The organism is Micromonospora sp. WMMD1102 (genome assembly GCF_029626265.1).
Lineage (GTDB): Bacteria > Actinomycetota > Actinomycetes > Mycobacteriales > Micromonosporaceae > Plantactinospora.
The window spans coordinates 6,055,447-6,074,572 of the sequence record NZ_JARUBN010000001.1; the positions used below are offsets into that span (position 1 = coordinate 6,055,447).

The following is a 19,126-nucleotide window of genomic DNA, read 5'->3' on the forward strand; positions in this document are numbered from 1 at the left end:
AAGCCATGGGTGCCCGGGCAGAGCGTGGCCGGCTCGTCGTCAGGGCACGCCGTCCCAGCGGCCCTGGTTGGCGGGGCCGCGTCGGAAGCAGTGGCCGTGCCGTGCCTGCCAGCGCCGCAGCGTCGCCCGGAGCCTGTCCGCCTCGCCCCGGGCCGCGCCGACGGCACGGTACAGCTCGTCGCGTTCGGCGGCGAAGGCGCGCAGCAGTGCGTACACGTCCTGGTTCGGCGGCGGTCGGTCGTCCGGTCCGGGGTGCTCAGCCATCGCAGTCGCGGTCCCGGTCGATGGGCTCGGCCGTCAGCCGGGCCGGGCCGGCGGTCAGGGCGAGCTCGACCACCTCGGCCCGGAATGCCGCCCGGTCGCTGCGGGTGAGGCGTTCGTCGCCGAGTAGGTCCACCAGCAGCAGGGTCTGGAGGAGGGTCAGCCGGACCGGGTCGACCACCGGCGGGGGTGCCTCGCCCAGCGCGGCTCGGATCAGCTCGATGACGACCTCGGGCGGCACTTCCCCGCTGCCGCCGTCGTAGCGGGCGTGCATCCGGGCGGCGAGCCGCCGTACCGTTCGGCGGTCCCGGCCGGGGATCAGCCGCCGGTCGACGGCGACGACCACGGCGGCGGCCAGCGCGTCGGCGTAGCCGTCGAGGACCTGCGCCCGGCGATACAGGTCGAGGCGGTCGGCGTACCAGATCGGGTTGCCCTGGGTGAGCAGGAGCATGCTCCGCAGGCAGTCGTCGAAGAATGCGGCGTCGGTACACGGGCGGAGTAACCGCACCCCGCCGGAGGCCCGGAAGCCGCGCCCCGCGTGCCAGGCCACCCGACGCCATGACGGCACCCGCAGGTGCTCCGGCGCGGGCGGGTCGTGCGGCCGGCGACCGGCCGCGCCCACCAGCCGACCCGCCAGCCGCGCGCCGAAACCCACGCTGTCGGGTGGATACCAGGTCGCCTGCGCGAGAGCGACGGTCCGCGCGGTCCGGCCGGGCGTCGGGTCCACCCCGGAAACCGCTATCGCGTACGTCGACAGCGCGGCGCTGCCCTGCTGCATCCGCGCGGTCAGCTCGTCGATCACCCCGGCGCCCTGCCGGAGGTCCGCCAACGCAGTGACCGGCAGCGCTGCGTGTGTTGGTTCGGCGGTGCAGGTGTCGATCCGTTGCCGCAGCTCGATCAGGCCAACGATGCTGACGCGTACCCCGTCGGTGGCCGCGCCGAGAGCGGTGACCACGTCTTCGAGGCAGCCGATCGGGGCGGCCCCGGGCAGCCGGCGCAGCTCGGCCACCCCGCCGGACAGCCACCGCTGGGCCCGGTCGGCCAACTCCAGCGCGGCGGTCCAGTGCCGCAGCGCCCGCGCCGGCAGTGGATGCGTCGATCCGGCCGTCGCCGCCCGCGCCCGGCTGAGGTTCAGCACCAGCCGGGCGTACGCCTGCCGCAGTTCCTCGACGCTGTGCTCGACCGAGCGGGCCAGCTCGCTCCTCCGCCTCGTCCTCGGACAGGTTCCCGATCGACGTCATCCGGCCCACCTCACGAGGTTGTCCCTTCCTGCCACTCGTTGGAGCAGGTGCCGCACGCTGACCCACTACCACCGTCGCGTATCTGCGGCGCATGGATACTCACCGATTCCGGCGTGGAATTTCCGTCAGGACGGCAGAGCGATTGCCGTCCTGACGGGGCTGGCCGCCAGGTTTTGCCGAACCAAGGGGCTAGCCGTGACCAACCCCCATCACAGGGTGACGTAGGTAAATCCCGATGCGGCCTTCCTTCCTACGTCACTTGCTGACTCAATCTGGTCGTGATCGAATGGCAGGGCCGAACCAAGGGGATGCCATGCCCTCTGCACCTGCCGAATACCGAAGAATCGCGGACGCACTGACCGCCAAGATCAAGAGCGGCGAGCTGGCGCCGGGCACGAAGCTGCCTAGCACTACCGAGCTGGCCGAGCAGTTCGGCGTCAGTGTGGCGACCGCTTATCGCGCCGTGTCACTCCTACATGACCGCGAACTCGTACTCGGACAGCCCGGTCGCGGGGTGTACGTAGCCGAAGAGTGACCAACACCTGTCTCTCAGCCCGCCGACCAGTAGCTTCTGTCCGTAATCCGTCTGAATCGAGAATAGTAACCCGTTCGACACGGCTTGTAGTATTCATTTCACGGCCAGTAGATCGCGGCGATCGGACCGCACCCATCCTGAGCTGGGAGAGTGCACGATCGCCCCGCGCGCCGGTTCGGGGGGAGCCGACGCGGCGGCCGGACCGGCGGTGGGCGCCTCGTCGCGCACGAGCGATAGCCCCCGCCCGTGTGCGACGTGCCCGTGGGGGGTAGCCGTGACCGACACCAACGCCGGACCTCCGATCGAGCCAGCGAAACTCGTCCGCCCAGCACAGCCCGCCCGACGCCGCGCCGTCCTGGTCGGGGTCTTCGGCGTCACGGCGGTGCTCCTCGCCGCCAGCGGCTATCTCGTGCTCACCGTCGCGGGTCGGCCGGTCCGGGCCGAGCCGATGGTGCTCGACCAACCCGCCTCCGTCCTCTGGGGACAGACGGTCAACCGTCCGATCGAGGTGGCGGCCGACAACGTCACCATCCGGCGGGTGAAGGTACGCACCGGTGGCGCCGCCGCCATCGTGATCCGGCCGGGGGTGCTCGGCACCCTGATCGAGGACACCGAGATCCGCTGCACCTCGGCCGGTACCGACGGTGTGGTGCCGGGCGGATACTCGGCGTTGCGGGTCCGGGTCGACGGCTGCCGCCAGGCGTTCCGGCAGACCGACGACAACCCAGCCACAATCGTCGAGTCGGCGCAGGACGGGAAGCCGTACCGGGGCGGGGTGCCGGGCTCGACCGGGTCGGTGCCACCGCCGGCCCCTGATCCGGACTCCCGGGCGATGGCGGAACGACCGCCGTACGCGCCGGCCGCCGCGCCGCCCACCCCGATCACGTACTGGCCGGGCCCGACGAACACCGGCGTGCCGGCCGGTACGGCGCTGCGCAACTCAGGATCGCTCAGCCTGCGTACCGCCGGGCAGGTGGTGAGCGGGCTGAACATCGTCGGCTGCGTCACCGTGGCCGCCGCGAACGTGCAGATCCTGCGCTCCCGGATCACCTGCAACAGCACGACATACTCGATCCGGACGCTGCCCGGGACGAGCAACCTGCTGATCCAGGACGTCGAGATCAACGGCATGGCGAAGAACTCCGCCTCGATCTGCTGTAGCGACTACACGCTGCGCCGGGGCAACGTCTACAACATGATCGACGGCCCGCGGCTGGCCAGCAACACCCGGGTCTTCGACTCGTACATCCACAGCCTGACCCGGGTCGCCGGCTCGCACAACGACGTGTTGCAGAGCACCGGCGGGAACAACATCCTCATCCGGCACAACACGCTGCTGTCGTACAACCCGGTGACCCGGGACCCATTCAACTCGTGCCTCACCATCGGTTCGGAGACCGCGCCGTCGCTTACCAACCTGACCTTCGAGGACAACTACTGCAACGGCGGCAACTACTCGATCGGGATTAGCCCCCGGCTGGTCGGCTCGAGCATCCTGTTCAAGAACAACAAGTACGGCCGCGACTACCGGTACGGCGTGGTCTCCGGCTGGAACCGGGCCGGGGTCACCTGGGACCGGCCCACGAACGTCTACTTCGACAACGGCCGCCCCGTGGTCTGAGGTGTGAGGAAGGGCCCCCGCATCTACCAAAAACGATAAGAAGGGGCCCTTCCTTACTGGGGTTGGTAGGGCTGGAGGACGGCCGGTTCGCGCAGCCGCTTGCGGCCGATCCGGCGCAGGGTGCCGAGGGTGGAGCGCAGCTTCTCCGTGGTGGAGAGCTGCCGCCACCAGATGCCGGCCATCGGCAGGTTGCGCAGCCGGGGCGCCATCAGGCCGACGGCCCGCAGCGTGGTGATCCGCCCCCACACCGCGCCCCGGGCCCGGAGCAGGTTCGGCTGTGAGGCGGGCAGGATGCCGGCGGCCACCGGGGTCAGCACCAGTACGCCGGCCGCGACGGCGGCCTCGACCAGCCGTACGCCACGCTCGGTCCGGGCCAGCACCAGCGACTGCCCGGGGTCGTCGCCGGTCGGCCTGTACCACGGGTCGCCGACCGCCACGTCGGCGAACTCCCCGGTGTGGTCGGCACAGAGCGAGCAGCGCCACTGCCGGTGCTTCTGCAGGATGTCGCCCCACGACTCGGCGTAGCTGAGCTCACGTCGCCGCTCCGGTGGGTCGTCGACCAGCCGGGCCCGGGCCGAACCGGGCCAGCCGGCGCCCCGGTAGTGCACCGAGGCCAGCCGGGCCGGGTCGGTCACCCCGAGCCGCTCCAGCATCTCCAGGGTGCCCCGGGTGGTAGGCGTACCGGCGCAGAAGATCGCGATGGTCAGCCCGAGCTTGCGGTCCAGCTCCGGCCTGACCTGCCGGGCCATCCGGACCGCCGCCACGTCGCAGGGCTTGCCGACGAAGACGCACGGCCCTCCGGCCGCCTCGACGAGGTCCAGCCGGTCGCAGGGACTCGCCGGGGCGTACCGGGAGCCGGCGTTGGCCAGCAACTCGGCCGGGGTGCGGGACAGCCGGGTCTCGTTCAGGTACGGCACGTCGGGCCGGGCGCCGATGTGCAGTACCCCGGTCATTCCCTCGCCGGTCAGGCAGTGTCCGGCCAGTGCGGTCGCCACTCCGCCGCTGGAGCCGGCGTACCGGATCGCCGGGTCGGCGGCGTACCCCTCCCACAGGGCCCGGACCGGTCCCCAGGCCGGGCGCAGCTCGGCGATCTCGCCCGGCGCCGGCCGGCTGCTGCCGTGCCCCAGCCGCACCCCCGGACAGCAGTCCAATGCCGCCGCCGCGCCCCGCCCGCCGGAGCCGATCGGGGTGATCGGCAGCGGGCGCCGGCCGTGGTCGAGTACGTCGACCATCCGCACCTCGTCCGGCGCCAGGTACGCGCAGACTCCGCACCCGGTGCAGAGCTTGCCGGCCGCGACGTCGTGCACGCTGCGGGGCCGTGCCATCAGCGCACCCCGGCCGGCACTCGACCGGCCCGGCCGACCCGTGCCATCAACGCACCCCGCCCGAGCCGCGCCATCAGCGCACTCCGGCCGGCGTCCGGCGGTCCCGTTCGGCGCGGGCCAGTGCCACGAGTTCGTCCATCTGGGCGGCGGCCCGGCCGACCGCCTCCGGGGTATGCACCGCCAGCTCGGCGGCGGCGGTGTCCCGGCCGGTCCAGGAGGTCCAGAGCGCGTCCAGCAGGGCCTCGTCGGGCAGCCGGCGGGCGTCGGCGACGTGCCGGCGCTGCCGGACGCTGGCGAAGACGCCCCGGGCCTTGTCGCTGTACGCGACCACCGCCGCCGGTACCCCGGAGGAGAGCGCCGCGATGGTCGAGTGCATCCGCATCCCGCAGAACCAGCTGGTCCGGGCGATCACCCACTTGCTCTGGTGCGGGTCCAGGCCGGACGGGGCCAGCGCCACCCGGTCGCGGTACCGGGGCGCGAGGATGGCGTAGAGCCGCTCGCTGGCCACCCGGTCGTCGTCGGCGCCGTTCGGGGTGAGCACGTGCGGCACGATGATCACCCGGGTGTCGGGCTGTTCCAGCAGGCGTTCGCAGAGCAGGTTGGCCACCCGGGCGGTGTCCCCGGCCAGACCGAACCGGCGGCGCCCCTCCGGCCGGGCGATCAGGCCGCTGACGTTGATCCCGGCCACCGGACCCGGCTCCGCCGCGAACCACCCGGCCAGTCGCTGGTACGCCGGCTCGTCCGGAACCCTCGGCTCCAGCGCGAACGCCACGTCCACGCCCTCCCGGTGCCGCCCCGGGTCGAGGTCGGGGCCGAGCAGGTCGGCCAGGGCGGCGTAACTCTCCGGGTCCCGGGCCCAGGCCGTGCGGGCACCCCGGACCAGCGCCGCCGCCTCGGCCCGCAGCCGGGGCGACCGGAACGGCCCGTACGTCTGCGGCAGCAGCACCAGCGGGCGGCGGCGGAGCAGCGCCAACCGCTTCGGCCAGGTCACGGTGCGGAACCGGTGCTCGCCGTAGATGTCGCTGAAGCTGTCCCCGCCGCTGACGTCCAGCACCACGTCGGCGGCGTCGATCCGGGCCAGCCCGGCGTTGCCGAGCCCGCCGAGTGCCGCGCTGACCCGCATGTTCAGATAGGACTCCGGCCGGTGGTAGCGGCGGGAGTGCCGGGCACCGGCCAGCGAGATCGGCACCGGCCGGCCGGCCACGAAGGCGTGTCCGGCGCGCTGTCCCCAGCCGTCGTCGAAGACGGTGACGGCCGCGTCCGGCTCGCGGGCCAGCAGCCCGCCCAGGGTCGCCGCGCGCAGCGCACCGACCCCGAGGTTCAGGTGCGCGCCGGGTACCCCGAACAGGCATGCCGACACCGGTCTGAACGCCTTTCCGCTGGCGGTCCTCCTGCTGGCGGTCTCTTCGCTGACTGTCTGCCCGCTGACTGTCTGCCCGCCGGCCGTCTGCTCGCCGGCCGTCCGCTCGCTTGCCTCGGTCACTGCTCGATCACCGCTTTCTCGCACCGGTACGCCTCGGCGTACCGGGACCGGCACTCCATCCCGCGCAGCCGGGCCAGCCCGAGGAACACCTCGTCGTCCCACCAGTCCCGGTCCTTCTGGGACGGATAGCTCGCGTGCAGCAGCTCGACCTTGCGGCGTACCCGCTGCCCGGTCAGCGGCAGGTAGACGTTGCGCCGGCCCAGGTCGCCGTCCCACTTGGGGATCTCGTAGTACAACACCGTGGCGTCCCGGAACGACGTGGGCACCAGCGCACCGAGAGTGTGATGGTCCTGGTGCGCGTCCTCCGGGCCGGGCGCCAGCACCAGGTCGGCATCCAGGGTCGCGGCGGCGGCGTTCACGATCTCCTTCGCCTCGCCCCAGCGGGCCGGTACCCGACCGTCCGGCAGGTCGTGCAGCGCGAAACTGAGCCGGGCGCCGGGCAGGAAGGCCGCGGCCGCCGCGCGGGCCTCGGCCTGCCGGGCGGGGGTGCCGGTGAGCAGCACGTAGTGCACCCGGAGCCCGGGTACGTCGCCGAGGGCGAGCAGCAGTCCGCCGGCGCCGATCTCGATGTCGTCCGGATGTGCCCCGAGCAGCACCACCGACCGGGCTGCGCTCAGGCGTAGCGGCATCATCAACCGGTCAGCCCCAGCTTCCGGGCTGACCCGGCTCCGCTGCCGGCGGCGGCGAGCACCGGCTCCAGGGTGGCCGGCCGGCGGCCCCGGTTGCGGTTGGCGTCCCAGAGCATCCACGGGCAGCGGGCCGAGTGGTAGAGCTGCTCCAGCTCGGCCCGGTCCTTGAAGGTGTCGGCGGCCCGCCAGAACCCGGTGTAGCGCTGGGCGATCAGCCGCCGCTCCGGCAACAGCCGGTCGAAGGCGTGCGGCACCAGGTCCTCGCCGTCGCGGAGCACGTCGAAGATGCCGGGACGCAGGATGAAGTAGCCACCGTTCTCCCACTGCATCAGCTCGCGGATCGGGCGTACCCGGGTCACCTGGTCGCCCGGGGCGATGTCGATGACGTGGTGCGTCGACTGCACCGGTACGGCGAGCAGGCTGGCCACCGCCCCGCTGTGCCGGAACCGGTCGACCATCTCCGGCAGCGGCGCGTCGGTGAGGGTGTCGGCGTAGTTGGCCAGGAACATCGGCTCGTCCTGGACGTGCTCGCGGATCCGCATCAGCCGCTCGCCGATGCTCGCCCCGAGCCCGGTGTCGATGAAGGTGATGTTCCAGTCGGTGATGTCGGCGGAGTGCAGGCGTACGTCCCGGCCGTGCATCGCCAGGCTGAAGTCGTTGGAGAGCGTCTCGTCGTACCGGAGGAAGTAGTCCTTGACCGCGACGGCGCCGTAGCCGAGGCAGAGGATGAAGTCGGTGTGCCCGAAGTGGGCGTAGTAGCGCATCACGTGCCAGAGCAGCGGGCGGTCCCCGATCATCGCCATCGGCTTCGGGGCGGAGGCGGCGTCCTCGCGCATCCGCATCCCCAGGCCGCCGCAGAAGAGGACCACCTTCATCAGACCACCTCCAGGGCGGGGATCGGGAAGACCAGCCGCCCGCCCCAGTGCCGTACGTAGGCGAGCTGTGCGGAGATCTCGGTGCGCAGGTTCCAGGGCAGCACGAGTACGTAGTCGGGGCGGTCCTCGGCGATCCGCTCCGGCGGATGGATCGGGATGTGCGTGCCGGGCAGGAACTTTCCCTGCTTGTGCGGGCTGCGGTCGACCGTGTACTCCAGCAGGTCGGTGCGGATCCCGCAGTGGTTGAGCAGCGTGTTGCCCTTGCCCGGCGCCCCGTAGCCGACCACCCGCAGGCCCTGGGCGCGGGCGGTGAGCAGGAAGTCCAGCAACTCCCGCTTGATGTCGAAGACCGCGTCGGCGAAGCCGAGGTGCCCGGCGACGGTGTGCAGCCCGGCCTCGGTCTCGGCGTCCAGCACCGACTTGACGTTGCCGGACGGCTCTCCCGCCGCCGCGGCCGGCCGGGCGTGCACCCGCAGCGAGCCGCCGTGCGACGACAGCTCGTCCACGTCGACCACGATCAGCCCGGCGGTGGCCAGCGCCCGCATCGCCGTCCGCAGCGTCAGGTATTGATAGTGCTCGTGGTAGATGGTGTCGTACTGCCGGCGCTCGATCAGCCGCAGCAGGTGCGGGACCTCGCAGGTGACCAGGCCGGTCGGCTTGACCAGTGCGGCCAGCCCGGCGGTGAAGCCGATCAGGTCCGGGACGTGCGCGTAGACGTTGTTCGCCGCCACCAGGTCGGCCCGGCCGTGCCGCTGGGCCAGCTCGGCGCCGGTCTCGGCACCCAGGAACCGCGTCTCGGTGCGGATGCCCCGGCGCCGGGCCACCTCGGCGACGTTGCCGGCCGGCTCGACCCCGAGCACCGGTATCCCGGCCGCGACGAAGTGCTGGAGCAGGTAGCCGTCGTTGCTGGCCACCTCGGTCACCAGCGAGTCCGGCCCGAGCCCGAGCGCCTCGGTCATCGTGTCGGCGTACCGCTTGCCGTGCGCCACCCAGGAGTCGGAATACGACGAGAAATAGGCATAGTCGGAGAAGATTTCCTCTCCGGACACGTACGCCGGAAGTTGGACCAGCAGACAGGTGGAACATATTCGGACGTGCAGCGGATAGAACGTCTCGGCCGAATCGAGCCGGTCGGCGTCGAGATAGCTCTCGCAGAGCGGCGACATGCCCAGGTCGACAAACGTTTCGGTCAATACCGCCGTACACAGCCGACATTTGGCATCGGTCATGCCCCACCCACCCCGATATGATCGCAAATACCGGCACGGCGCCCGCCCGCCTGCGCGCCACGCTAACCAGCGCCGCCGCGCGCCGGGAGCGGTTGAGTAAAAAGTCCGACAATAGCCCGGCCGCTCTCCGGGCCACCCATAAACTCGCCTTCTCCAACCCGGGCGACGACGGGAGCTTTGCCGTGCGTGTTCTCGTGACCGGCCACCATGGTTACCTCGGCAGCGTGCTCACCCCGATGTTGCGGGCCGCCGGGCACGAGGTGACCGGCCTGGACACCGGCTACTACGCCGACTGCCTGCTCGGCCCGGCCCCGGCGGCCGTACCGGCACTCCGGACCGACCTGCGGGACGTCCGCCCGGAGCAGCTCGCCGGCTTCGACGCCGTCTGCCACCTCGCCGCGCTCTGCAACGACCCGATCGGCAACCTGAACCCCCAGCTGACCCACGAGATCAACCACCGGGCGACGGTACGGCTGGCCGAGGCCGCGAAGGCCGCCAACGTGACCCGGTTCCTCTTCTCCTCCTCGTGCAGCCTCTACGGGGCGGGCACCGACGACCGGCCGCTCACCGAGACCGCCGGCTTCGCCCCGGTCACCCCGTACGGCGAGTCGAAGATCCGGGCCGAGCAGGACCTCGCCGCCCTCGCCGACCGCGACTTCTCCCCGACCTTCCTGCGCAACGCCACCGCGTACGGCTTCTCGCCCCGGCTCCGCGGCGACCTCGTGGTCAACGACCTCACCGCGCACGCCCTGCTCACCGGCGAGGTGCGGCTGCTCTCCGACGGCTCTGCCTGGCGCCCGCTGGTGCACGCCGAGGACATCTGCGCGGCCTTCCTGGCACTGTTGGAGGCGGACCGGGCGGTGGTGCACGGCCGGGCGTACAACATCGGGCTCAGTGCCGAGAACTACCTGATCCGGGACGTCGCCGAACTCGTCGCCGAGGTGGTGCCGGGCTCCCGGGTCACCTTCGCGGGCGGCGCCTCGGCGGACACCCGCAACTACCGGGTGAGCTGCGACCTGGTCGCCGCCGAGGTGCCCGGCTTCCGGCCCCGCTGGACGGTGCGCAAGGGGATCGAGGAGCTGGTCGAGGCGTACCAACGGTACGGGCTGACGATCGAGGCGTTCCGCAGCGAACGGCACCAGCGGCTGCGCCGGATCAGGATGCTCGTCGAGGCCGGCCGGCTCGACACCGAGCTGCGCTGGTGCGGGAGCGGGCGGTGACCGCTGCCGGTTACGCCGGAGGGCGGCGGCCGGTGCACCGGTGTGCGGCCTGCGGGCGGCACGACCTGGTGCCCTTCGCCGACCTGGGCGAGATCCCGGTCTACTGCGGGGTGCACTGGGCCAGCCGGGCCGAGGCGCTGGCCAGCCCGCTGGGCCGGATGTGCCTGGCCCACTGCCCGGAGTGCGGGTACGTCCGCAACCTCGCCTTCGACCCGGCCGTGCTGGTCTACGACACCACCATGGACACCAACCTGCACCACTCGCCCGCGTTCGGCGTCTTCTCGGCGGAACTGGTCAAGCATCTCGCCGGGCGGTTCCCGCTGCGCGGCGGCACGGTGCTGGACGTCGGCTGCGGCCAGGGCGAGTTCCTGCGCGAACTCTGCCACGTCGCCGGCTGCCGGGGTGTCGGCTACGACGCGATGTACGCCGGCCCGCCCGGCCCGGACCCGTCCGGCGCGATCCTGCACCGGGGCCACGCGCCGCTGGACGGCGGCACCCCGGCCTTCGACCTGGTCACCTCCCGGCACTGGTTCGAGCACCTGGACGACCCGTACGCCTTCCTGGTCCGGCTCCGCGGGCTGGCCGGCGACCGGCCGGCGTACGGCTACCTGGAGGTGCCGGACGCCGGCTACGACCTGGCCACCGCCGGCTGGGAGGTGATCTACCCGCACGTCTCCTACTTCGACGGCTACTCGCTGTGCCGGATCGTCGAACGGGCCGGCTGGCGGGTACTCGCCACCGGCCGGCTCTTCGCCGGCATGTTCCGGTACGTCGAGATCGCGGTGAACGCCGCCGACCCGGCCACCGGCACCGAACTGCCCGGCTCGGAGCTGCCGGGGACGGCCGACCGGGACCGGCAGCTCGCCGCGATCGCCGGCTTCGCCGACCGGCACGCCGCCGAGCGGGAACGCTGGCGGGGCACCATCGACCGGCTGCTCGCCGCAGGTGACCGGCCGGTGCTCTGGGGCGCCGGCTCGCGCGGGGTGCAGTTCCTGCACCTGGCCGACCCGGACCGTCGGCTCGCCGCGGTGGTGGACGTCAACCCGCGCAAGTGGGGCCGCTTTCTGCCGGTCACCGGGCACGAGGTGCGGGACCCGGCCACCCTCGCCGGCTCCGGCACCCGCACCGTGATCATCACCAACCCGGCCTACCGGGACGAGATCGACGCCGCGCTGCGCCAGCTCGGCGTGCGCGCCGAGCTGCTGGTCGCCTGAGCGGAGGGAACGATGGAGCCAGCGCCGCGGGTGAGTCTGGGGGTACCCCTCTACAACGCCGAGCGCTACCTCGAAGGCTGCCTCGACGCGCTGCTCGCCCAGGACTACCCCGACTTCGAGATCGTCGTCAGCGACAACGCCTCCACCGACCGGACCTGGGAGATCTGCCAGGCGTACGCCGCGAAGGACTCCCGGATCCGGCTCTACCGCAACCCGCGCAACTTCGGCGGGCACGTCAACTACGCCCGGGTGGTCGAACTGGCCCGGGGCGAGCTGTTCAAGTGGGTGGCGTACGACGACGTGTGCCTGCCGGCGTACCTGCGCACCTGCGTGGCGGCGCTGGACGAGGCCGGGCCGCAGGCCGTACTCGCCTATCCGCGTACCGTGCTGATCGACGAGGCGGGCGAGGTGATCGGCCCGTACGCCGACCGGCTGGACCTGCGCGACCCCCGGCCGTGGCGCCGGGTGGCCGGGGTGGCCCGGAACATCAACCTCTGCCACGCGCACTTCGGGGTGTTCCGGATGTCGGCGCTGCGCCGGACCGGGATGATCCGGCCGTTCCTCTCCTCCGACTACACGTTGATCGCCGAGGTGGCCCGGCTCGGCGAGATCCACGAGGTGGCCGAGCCGCTGTTCCTGCGCCGGATGCACGGCGCCTCCACCCGGCAGGCCGAGGACGCCACCCCGGACTCGGCACTGGCCTGGTTCGCGCAGAGCGGCAAGCGGGTCCGGGCACCCCGGCTGCGGATGGTCGCCGAGACGTTGCGCACCCTCGCCACCGGCTCCGAGCCGCTCGGCACCCGGCTCAGTTCGGCGGTGGCGTTCCTGGCCACCTGGTGGGCCCGCCGGGTCCGGGTCCGGCTCGGCCGGCTGCGCAGCCAGCTCCGGGAGCGGGCCGGCCGGATGCTGCGGCGGCGTACCGGCACGGCGAAGGGCAGCGTCTAGGGTGGCCGCGGTGCAGCCCGCCCGGACGGCTCCGGAGCAGCACACCCCGGCGGACCCGGAGTCGCCCCCGGCGGGCGGCGGCGGCCGGCTGCGCTCGGCGATCGGCTGGTCGTACGTGCTCACCGCCGGCCGGATCGGCTCGTCGATCCTGGTCACCTTCCTGCTGGCCCGGCTGCTCGGGCCGAGCGAGTTCGGGCTGGTGGCGATGGCCACCGTCTTCATCACGGTGGCGCAGACGCTGATCCAGCAGGGACTGGTCTCCGCGATCGTGCAGCGGGACCGGCTCACCCCGGAACACCTGGACGGCGCGTTCGTGGTGCTGGTGGTCGCCGGGGTGGTGATCGGCGGGCTCACCGCCGCCGCCAGTCCACTCTGGGCGATGGCCAACCGGGCGCCGGAGCTGACCGCGATCTGCGTGGCGCTCTCCCCGCTGGTGCTGTTGCAGGGGCTGTCGATCGTGCCCGAGGCGGTGTTGCGCCGGGAGCTGAGATTCCGGGCGGTCGCCATCCGTACCCTGCTCGCCTCGCTGCTCAGCGGTGCCGTCGGCGTGGCGCTGGCGCTGGCCGGTGCGGGCATCTGGGCGCTGGTGGCGCAGCAGTTGGTGAACGCGGCGGTCGGCCTGGTGGTGCTCTGGTGGGTCTGCCCGTGGCGGCCGAGCCGGCGGCCCCGGCTGGCCGGCATCCGGGACCTGCTGGTCTTCTCCGCCCACTCCGCGAACGCCGGGCTCGGCCTGATGCTCAGCTCCAAGGCCGACGTCATCTTCACCGGTCTGTTCTTCGGGCCGGTGGCGACCGGCATCTACCGGCTGGCGGCCCGGCTGCCGGACATGCTCGTCGACGTGACAGTCCGGTCGCTGCAACAGGTGGCGCTGCCGTCGCTGTCCCGGTTGCAGCGGGACCGGGCCGCGCTGGCCGCACACCTGAACCAACTCCAGCACCTCGGCGCGCTGGCCGGGCTACCGGTGCTTGGCGTACTCGCGGCGGCGGCGCACCCGCTGGTCACGCTGCTGGGTCCGCAGTGGGCCGGCACCGAGGTACCGCTGCGGCTGCTCTGCCTCTTCGGCGCCGTGAACGTGTACGGGGTACTGCTCGGCCCGGCGCTCCAGGCGATCGGCCAGCCGGGCAAGCTCGCCGCGATCCTCTGGACCCGGGGCGTGCTCGGGGTGGCCACGCTGGCCGCCGTCGGCACCCTCTTCACCGGGTACGGCGACGTGGCCGAGGCGACGGCGGTGGCGCTGGCCGGGGTCGGCATGCAGGTGGTGGTGACCGCACTGGCGGTCTGGGTCACCGTGCACCGGGCCGCGCGGGCGTCGGTCGCGGCCTTCCTCGCCCCGACGGTGCCGGCGATCCTGGCCGCGGTGGCCGCCGCGCTGGTGCCGCTGGCGGTGGCCCGGACCGGGCTGGACGCCGGGCCGGTGGTCGAACTGCTGGTGCTGGGCGGGGCGGCCGGGCTGGTCGCCGGGGTGCTGCTCTGGGCCACCGACGCCCGGCTGCGCCGCCTGGTGCTCGCCCGACTCCCCCGCCGCCCGCGGCTCGGCCGAGGCGCCAGGTGATCGCGCTCGTTCTCCCGGCGCCGGCAGGCATGCCAGGCAACTCCTGCGGCGCTAGCCTCACGCAACGGCGAGAACGAGCTTGCCGCGCACGTGCCCCGCCTCACCGATCTCGTGTGCCGATGCCGCCTCGGTCAACGGCAGCACTCGCTCGATCGCGGCCGTGAGCCCCCCACCGGCCATCATGTCGGCGACATCGGCCAGGACGGCCCCGTCGGGCTGGACATAGGTGAACCCGGCCCGTACGCCCCGCGCCCGAGCGAGATCCCGCATGCCTGGTGCCTCGCCCTTGAGGGTCACGATGATCCCTCCCGGGCGCAGCGCGGACAGCAGCCGCTCGAAGTCCGCCCCACCACGTGGATCGATCACCACGTCGTACTCCCCGGCCCGTGCCGTGGCCCCGTCATGCGGCACGACCCGGCTCGCGCCGAGCCCGCAGACGAAGTCGTGGTTGGCCCGCGACGCCGTGCCGGTGACCTCCGCCCCCAGGGCGGCCGCGAGCTGCACGGCCACATGACCCACGCCGCCGGCCGCACCGGGCACGAGCACCCGCTGCCCGGCCGTGAGCCCGCCATGGGTGACCAGGGTCTGCCATACGGTGAGCGCGGCCATCGGCAACGCCGCCGCGGTGTGCGCGTCGACGCCGTCCGGCACCCGGGCGAGCTGTGCGGCGGGGGCGGCAACGTACTCGGCGTACGCCCCCGCGAGCACGGGGAAGCGCAGCATGCCGAAAACCTGGTCACCGGCCCGCCACTGCCCAGCGGGGGCGGCGACCGTTCCGCACACGTCCCAGCCGAGAACAGCGGGGAAGGCGGGCACCGCGACGCCCGCTCCCGCGCGGGTGGCCCAGTCGATCGCGTTCACCCCGGCCGCGGCCACCCGAAGCAACACCTCGTCATCTCCCGGCACCGGCTCGGGAACCTCTGCCGGTCTGAGCACGCCGGGTGGGCCAGGGCTGTCGATCACGACGGCACGCATCTCGATGCACCTCCGGTGGATTGGCCGGGCGCCACCAGCCTGCCGTCGGACGCAACGGAGATCAACAGCCCGTTGGTGGTGGTATCAGCAGTACCAGGAACTCGGCAGCTCCGCTGCGCCAAGCCGGTACGCGTACGCGACCGAGGCGAGTGTCGTGTGGTGGTGCCAGCCCCGGAACGAACGACCCTCGAAGTGCCGCAACCCGACTTCGTCCTCCATCCGCCACAGATGCTCCGCCGCGCGCGCACGTAACCCGATCAGGTCGATCACCTCCGGCAGGCGGGCCACATCCAGGTTGGTCAGCCACATCCCCCGGGGGCGACCGCGGCCGACCGCCCATTGCGCGAGCAGATGACGGGTGGGCTGGAAAGGGTGATCGCCGACCGGCATGGGGTTCCCCGGCGGCAGCGGCGACGCCACGAACCGTGTGTCGGCCGTCCGCAGCTCGGTCCCGGCCTGCCAACGCAACCGACTCGTCGGGGGGCGCACAGCGCACAGAGCCAACTCGCCGAAGGATGGTGCCGGGCAGGCACCCGGCGCTGCCGGCACCCGCAGGTGCGGTGCCACCTGCACCAGGTAGCACAGCCCGCGCTGCTCCAGCCCGGTCAGCAAGGGCTGCACGTCCTGCTGGTCGTCCGCGTCGACCAGCACCGGCCGGGGCGGCAGTTTCCACCCGTTGATCATCTCGTCGATCGCGTCGAGCGGGTGCAGCCAGCGCGGCCGGTAGCGCTGCACCGCCGGCAGGTGTGCTCGTGCCCTGCGCCGTTGATCGTCGTCCCAGCACCGGGGCAGCAGCAGCCGCCAGTTCACGGCGCACGCCGCCGTGTCGCCGACGAGGAACACCGCGAGCCCAAGCTGGCAGTTGAGGAGCCGGCCGGCCCCGAACGCGTACTGTCTGGCCACCCCGACAGAGCTGGAGCCGGCCTTCGGGAAGACCGCCTCGCGCACCACCCACGCGCGCGTCGCGACCAGGCCAGCGACGTGCTCGGCGAGGTTGCGCCGGACCGGTTCCCAGGGCCAAGGGCTCTGGTTGACGAACTGCTGGAGGCACTGGTCGGCCCGCCAGCCGATTATCTGGTCGGAGATGCGCCGGATCGACTTGCGGCCGGGTACCGTCACCAGACCCCGCACGTACGCCTCGCCCCACCGGCGCTGGTCGGCTCGGGACAGGGAGGACAGGCGCTCCCGGCAGAACGCTGACAGGTCTGGCCCGCCACGCGCGGTGGACATGGTCGCGCCCGTCTCGACACCTACCGTCATGGTCCTTCTCCGTTGCCCGTTACTCCCAGACCCGCGTTGACCCCGGACGGCGCTCGTCCGCAACTCACCGCCCCACCCGGCGCCGCCCGCTCATACCGGTATTCCGCACCACCTCGCCGTCGCGGCGGACCCATGCCGGCACATGACCGCCCCTGTGGCCATGACCGCCGGGAGGGCGGTCGGTGTGCATTGGCCTCATCCGGGAACAGCTGGTGACTCCACGATCAGCGAATCCGCCGGGCTTGCCCAGAAGCTGACAGTGTGGGTACTCGGGATACCAGGATGTGCGATGACCTGCGCCCTGCCTGGTGAGATAGGTTGTGGTCCGGGCAGCTCGGCCGGACCGCCGGCGAATGGCCGTTGACGACCGGAGGGCAGGGTGTCGTCCCAGGAATACCGGCAGGAGTTGGCCAACTTCCTCCGCACCAGGCGGGAACGGATCAGCCCCGCCGATGTCGGCCTGCCCATCGGGCGGCGCAGGCGCACCCGCGGCCTGCGCCGCGAGGAGGTCGCCGTCCTAGCCGGCCTTTCGCCGACCTGGTACACCTACCTTGAGCAGGCACGGAACATCCATCCGTCGCCGGAGGTGCTCGACAGCCTCGCGCGGGTGCTCGCGCTCAGCGAGGATGAGCGCAGATACCTGCACCAGCTCGCGGCCGGAAACGCACCCGCGGTGTCGGCCGAAGGCGTCGAACCCGACATGTCCCTGATTACCGCCCTGGTCCGGCACGCGGGCCGAGGCCCCTACCCGGTCTACGCGCTCAATCACGCCGGTGACGTGATCGCCTGGAACGACGCGGCCACGCGGTGGTATACGGACTGGGGAGCCCGTGACGGGCTGGACCGCAACATGTTGTGGTGGATGTTGACCAGCGAGGAGGCGCGCGAGCGTGTGGTTGACTGGGCCGACGACGCACGCGACATCACCGCTCGCAGCCGTGCGATGGCGGCCCGCCATCCCGGCGACCGCAAGGTGACCCACGTCATCAATCACCTGCTGGAAGCGAGCCCGGAGTTCCGCCGGTGGTGGGCCGACTTCGAGGTGCGCGGGCAGCAGGCCCGTCCGCGCAGGCTGCGGCACCCCGCGTTCGGCGAGCTGACCACGCAGCTCGCCGTGGTACATCCGACGGACGGGTCATTGGTCACCATCGCCTTTCACCTGCCCTACTCCGACGACCATCGCGATTGAGCACGTTCGCGGCCCACGCCGAGGTATTGCCGCCCGGACAGTACGCCATTTTGCGCTTGATCTAGGCACGACTCGGGCCGCCGAACGGCGGCGTCCGCACCCGACCTGACGTAGTACGCATGAGACGGCCGGTGTTCCTGCCGGCGCAATGGTGGAGCGGCTAACGTTCAGCTGACCTCTCATATCTACCTCCTCTGGAGCAAACGCAATGAAATGCGTCGGATATCTCAAGGACGCCCTGCGTGCCATCCACGCGGTGGACGCCCACGCCGAGGCCACCACACAACCCGGGATGTGGTGACGATGGCTCCGCAGCGCAGCAACCTGGCCCTGGCGACGCTCGCCCTTGGCGCGTTCGTCATCGGCACCGCCGAGCTGGTCGTGGTCGGCATCCTGAACCTGGTGGCTGCCGACCTGACGGTGTCGATCAGCACCGCGGGCTGGATCGTCACCGCCTACGCGCTCGGCATCTCGATCGGCGGCCCGCTGCTCACCGCGGTCACGACACGGCTGGGCAGACGGTTCCTGCTGCACGCCTCGCTCGCGGTGTACGTGCTCGGAAACATCGTCGCCGTGGTTGCCGCGGATTTCGGCTCGCTGCTGGTCGCTCGCGCCGTGACCGGCACGATCCACGGGCTGTTCGTCGGTGTGGCCTCGATGATCGCGGCGAGTCTGGTCCCGGCGGCTCGGCGCGGGCAGGCCATCTCGATGGTCTTCGGCGGGATAGCGGTGTCCACAGTGCTCGGCGTGCCACTGGGCACCCTGGTCGGGCAGGCGTTCGGGTGGCAGGCGTCGTTCGTCTGCATCATCGTGCTCGGCGTGGTGGCGCTGGTGCTGTCCCTGGCCCTCGTACCGGCGGTGCCCACCCAGGGTTCCGGCGGCGCGGTCGTGCAGGCGAAGGCGGCGCTCGCGCCTCGCGTGCTGGCCACGCTCGCGGTCGGTCTGCTTCTGCTGGGCGGCCAGTTCACCGTGTTCACCTACCTGGCGGTCTATCTGGAGGAGGTCACCGGCGTATCCGGCGGCCTGGTCAGCGCGTTCCTCCTGGTCTACGGCATCGCCAGCGCGGTGGGGATCGCGGTCGGCGGACGGTTCGCCGACATCGACCCCACCAGGACCCTCCTGGTGGCCAATGCCGTGCTGGTGCTGGCTCTCGGGGCGCTGTACCTGTTCGGCGGATCGCCGGTGGCGACCGCGGCGCTACTCGCGGTATGGGGAATGGTCGGCTTCGGTCTCGTCCCCTCGTTCCAGCTACGGGTCATCAGCCTGGCGGGCCAGGGCGCCGACCTTGCCGCGACACTGGGCGCATCCGCCGTCAACGCGGGCATCGCGGGTGGCGCCGTCATCGGCGGCCTGGCGCTCGCGGGCCGCGGCGTGGAGGCCGTGGTACTCACCGGCCTGATCATCTGCGTGGTGGCGCTGCCCGTTACCTGGGCGTCGGGGTTGGTCGGCTCCCCCCGGGAGCCCGCCGAACCGGGTGCGAACGCAACCGCAGACGTCCAGCAACAGGTGTCGACCGGCTGAGCCGCTGCCCGGCAGGACACCGCCGTGGTTCCGCCGCCTCCTGCTCATCCC

The 19,126-nt window shown here is 72.2% G+C and carries 17 protein-coding genes; 8 read left to right on the forward strand and 9 right to left on the reverse strand.

The window, feature by feature from the left end; translation table 11 throughout:
• Positions 1-39: 39 nt before the first annotated feature.
• Both O7626_RS27160 and O7626_RS27165 read right to left on the reverse strand, forming a co-directional pair.
• Complete coding sequence (locus tag O7626_RS27160) at positions 40-264, reverse strand: hypothetical protein (RefSeq protein ID WP_278063915.1); 225 nt, start codon at positions 262-264, stop codon at positions 40-42.
• Complete coding sequence (locus tag O7626_RS27165; RefSeq protein ID WP_278063916.1) at positions 257-1,399, reverse strand: hypothetical protein; 1,143 nt, start codon at positions 1,397-1,399, stop codon at positions 257-259. The genes O7626_RS27160 and O7626_RS27165 overlap by 8 nt, the downstream gene beginning before the upstream one ends.
• A gap of 416 nt (positions 1,400-1,815) precedes the next feature.
• Between O7626_RS27165 and O7626_RS27170 the strand changes: the two genes are divergently transcribed.
• Together O7626_RS27170 and O7626_RS27175 are read left to right on the forward strand one after the other, a co-directional pair.
• Positions 1,816-2,037 (forward strand): winged helix-turn-helix domain-containing protein, encoded by a 222-nt coding sequence (locus O7626_RS27170; RefSeq protein ID WP_278063917.1) that lies wholly within the window; start codon positions 1,816-1,818, stop codon positions 2,035-2,037.
• 274 nt (positions 2,038-2,311) lie between these two features.
• A complete protein-coding gene (locus tag O7626_RS27175) occupies positions 2,312-3,658 on the forward strand; it encodes a hypothetical protein (RefSeq protein ID WP_278063918.1) in 1,347 nt (448 codons plus the stop codon).
• 53 nt (positions 3,659-3,711) lie between these two features.
• Here O7626_RS27175 and O7626_RS27180 read toward each other — a convergent pair whose 3' ends face one another.
• The 5 genes from O7626_RS27180 to O7626_RS27200 form a co-directional block, all read right to left on the reverse strand.
• Positions 3,712-4,983 carry a Coenzyme F420 hydrogenase/dehydrogenase, beta subunit C-terminal domain gene (locus tag O7626_RS27180; RefSeq protein ID WP_278063919.1) on the reverse strand — a complete coding sequence of 424 codons (1,272 nt, stop codon included), beginning with the start codon at positions 4,981-4,983 and terminating at the stop codon, positions 3,712-3,714.
• Positions 4,984-5,056: 73 nt separating this feature from the next.
• Positions 5,057-6,466: a polysaccharide pyruvyl transferase family protein gene (locus tag O7626_RS27185; RefSeq protein ID WP_278063920.1), complete on the reverse strand. Its 1,410-nt coding sequence runs from the start codon at positions 6,464-6,466 to the stop codon at positions 5,057-5,059.
• Positions 6,463-7,098 carry a PIG-L family deacetylase gene (locus tag O7626_RS27190; RefSeq protein ID WP_278063921.1) on the reverse strand — a complete coding sequence of 212 codons (636 nt, stop codon included), beginning with the start codon at positions 7,096-7,098 and terminating at the stop codon, positions 6,463-6,465. The genes O7626_RS27185 and O7626_RS27190 overlap by 4 nt, the downstream gene beginning before the upstream one ends.
• The gene (locus tag O7626_RS27195; protein ID WP_278063922.1) at positions 7,098-7,970 is read right to left on the reverse strand and encodes a glucose-1-phosphate cytidylyltransferase; all 873 of its coding nucleotides are present in this window, start codon (positions 7,968-7,970) and stop codon (positions 7,098-7,100) included. The genes O7626_RS27190 and O7626_RS27195 overlap by 1 nt, the downstream gene beginning before the upstream one ends.
• Positions 7,970-9,199, reverse strand: coding sequence for a class I SAM-dependent methyltransferase (locus O7626_RS27200; protein ID WP_278063923.1), 1,230 nt, complete (start codon positions 9,197-9,199; stop codon positions 7,970-7,972). Before O7626_RS27200 ends, O7626_RS27195 begins: the two co-directional genes overlap by 1 nt.
• 182 nt (positions 9,200-9,381) lie before the next feature.
• Here O7626_RS27200 and O7626_RS27205 point away from each other — a divergent pair, with 182 nt between their 5' ends.
• The 4 genes from O7626_RS27205 to O7626_RS27220 are packed head-to-tail and all read left to right on the forward strand — an operon-like array spanning position 9,382 to position 14,130.
• Entirely contained in the window at positions 9,382-10,419 is a 1,038-nt protein-coding gene (locus O7626_RS27205) for an SDR family oxidoreductase (protein ID WP_278063924.1), read from the forward strand.
• Positions 10,416-11,633 carry a class I SAM-dependent methyltransferase gene (locus tag O7626_RS27210; RefSeq protein WP_278063925.1) on the forward strand — a complete coding sequence of 406 codons (1,218 nt, stop codon included), beginning with the start codon at positions 10,416-10,418 and terminating at the stop codon, positions 11,631-11,633. Before O7626_RS27205 ends, O7626_RS27210 begins: the two co-directional genes overlap by 4 nt.
• A gap of 12 nt (positions 11,634-11,645) precedes the next feature.
• Positions 11,646-12,578 (forward strand): glycosyltransferase family 2 protein, encoded by a 933-nt coding sequence (locus tag O7626_RS27215; protein ID WP_278063926.1) that lies wholly within the window; start codon positions 11,646-11,648, stop codon positions 12,576-12,578.
• 10 nt (positions 12,579-12,588) lie between these two features.
• Positions 12,589-14,130 (forward strand): lipopolysaccharide biosynthesis protein, encoded by a 1,542-nt coding sequence (locus O7626_RS27220; RefSeq protein ID WP_278063927.1) that lies wholly within the window; start codon positions 12,589-12,591, stop codon positions 14,128-14,130.
• A gap of 57 nt (positions 14,131-14,187) precedes the next feature.
• Here O7626_RS27220 and O7626_RS27225 read toward each other — a convergent pair whose 3' ends face one another.
• Positions 14,188-15,105: an NADP-dependent oxidoreductase gene (locus O7626_RS27225; RefSeq protein WP_278063928.1), complete on the reverse strand. Its 918-nt coding sequence runs from the start codon at positions 15,103-15,105 to the stop codon at positions 14,188-14,190.
• An 84-nt stretch (positions 15,106-15,189) separates the two neighbouring features.
• On the reverse strand, positions 15,190-16,365 hold the full coding sequence (locus O7626_RS27230; RefSeq protein ID WP_278063929.1) for a transposase: 1,176 nt from the start codon (positions 16,363-16,365) through the stop codon (positions 15,190-15,192).
• A gap of 379 nt (positions 16,366-16,744) precedes the next feature.
• On the opposite strand from O7626_RS27230, the gene O7626_RS27235 reads away from it, so the two are divergent.
• Both O7626_RS27235 and O7626_RS27240 read left to right on the forward strand, forming a co-directional pair.
• Positions 16,745-17,554 carry a helix-turn-helix transcriptional regulator gene (locus O7626_RS27235; RefSeq protein ID WP_278063930.1) on the forward strand — a complete coding sequence of 270 codons (810 nt, stop codon included), beginning with the start codon at positions 16,745-16,747 and terminating at the stop codon, positions 17,552-17,554.
• 303 nt (positions 17,555-17,857) lie between these two features.
• Positions 17,858-19,075: an MFS transporter gene (locus O7626_RS27240; RefSeq protein WP_278063931.1), complete on the forward strand. Its 1,218-nt coding sequence runs from the start codon at positions 17,858-17,860 to the stop codon at positions 19,073-19,075.
• Positions 19,076-19,126: the final 51 nt, after the last annotated feature.

Bases quoted from the DNA above. Each gene is read 5' to 3' on its own strand.
- O7626_RS27160 (WP_278063915.1), bottom strand. From the start codon at position 264: ATGGCTGAGCACCCCGGACCGGACGACCGACCGCCGCCGAACCAGGAC.
- O7626_RS27170 (WP_278063917.1), top strand. From the start codon at position 1,816: ATGCCCTCTGCACCTGCCGAATACCGAAGAATCGCGGACGCACTGACC.
- O7626_RS27180 (WP_278063919.1), bottom strand. From the start codon at position 4,983: ATGGCACGGCCCCGCAGCGTGCACGACGTCGCGGCCGGCAAGCTCTGC.
- O7626_RS27190 (WP_278063921.1), bottom strand. From the start codon at position 7,098: ATGATGCCGCTACGCCTGAGCGCAGCCCGGTCGGTGGTGCTGCTCGGG.
- O7626_RS27195 (WP_278063922.1), bottom strand. From the start codon at position 7,970: ATGAAGGTGGTCCTCTTCTGCGGCGGCCTGGGGATGCGGATGCGCGAG.
- O7626_RS27200 (WP_278063923.1), bottom strand. From the start codon at position 9,199: ATGACCGATGCCAAATGTCGGCTGTGTACGGCGGTATTGACCGAAACG.
- O7626_RS27215 (WP_278063926.1), top strand. From the start codon at position 11,646: ATGGAGCCAGCGCCGCGGGTGAGTCTGGGGGTACCCCTCTACAACGCC.
- O7626_RS27225 (WP_278063928.1), bottom strand. From the start codon at position 15,105: ATGCGTGCCGTCGTGATCGACAGCCCTGGCCCACCCGGCGTGCTCAGA.
- O7626_RS27230 (WP_278063929.1), bottom strand. From the start codon at position 16,365: ATGACGGTAGGTGTCGAGACGGGCGCGACCATGTCCACCGCGCGTGGC.
- O7626_RS27240 (WP_278063931.1), top strand. From the start codon at position 17,858: ATGGCTCCGCAGCGCAGCAACCTGGCCCTGGCGACGCTCGCCCTTGGC.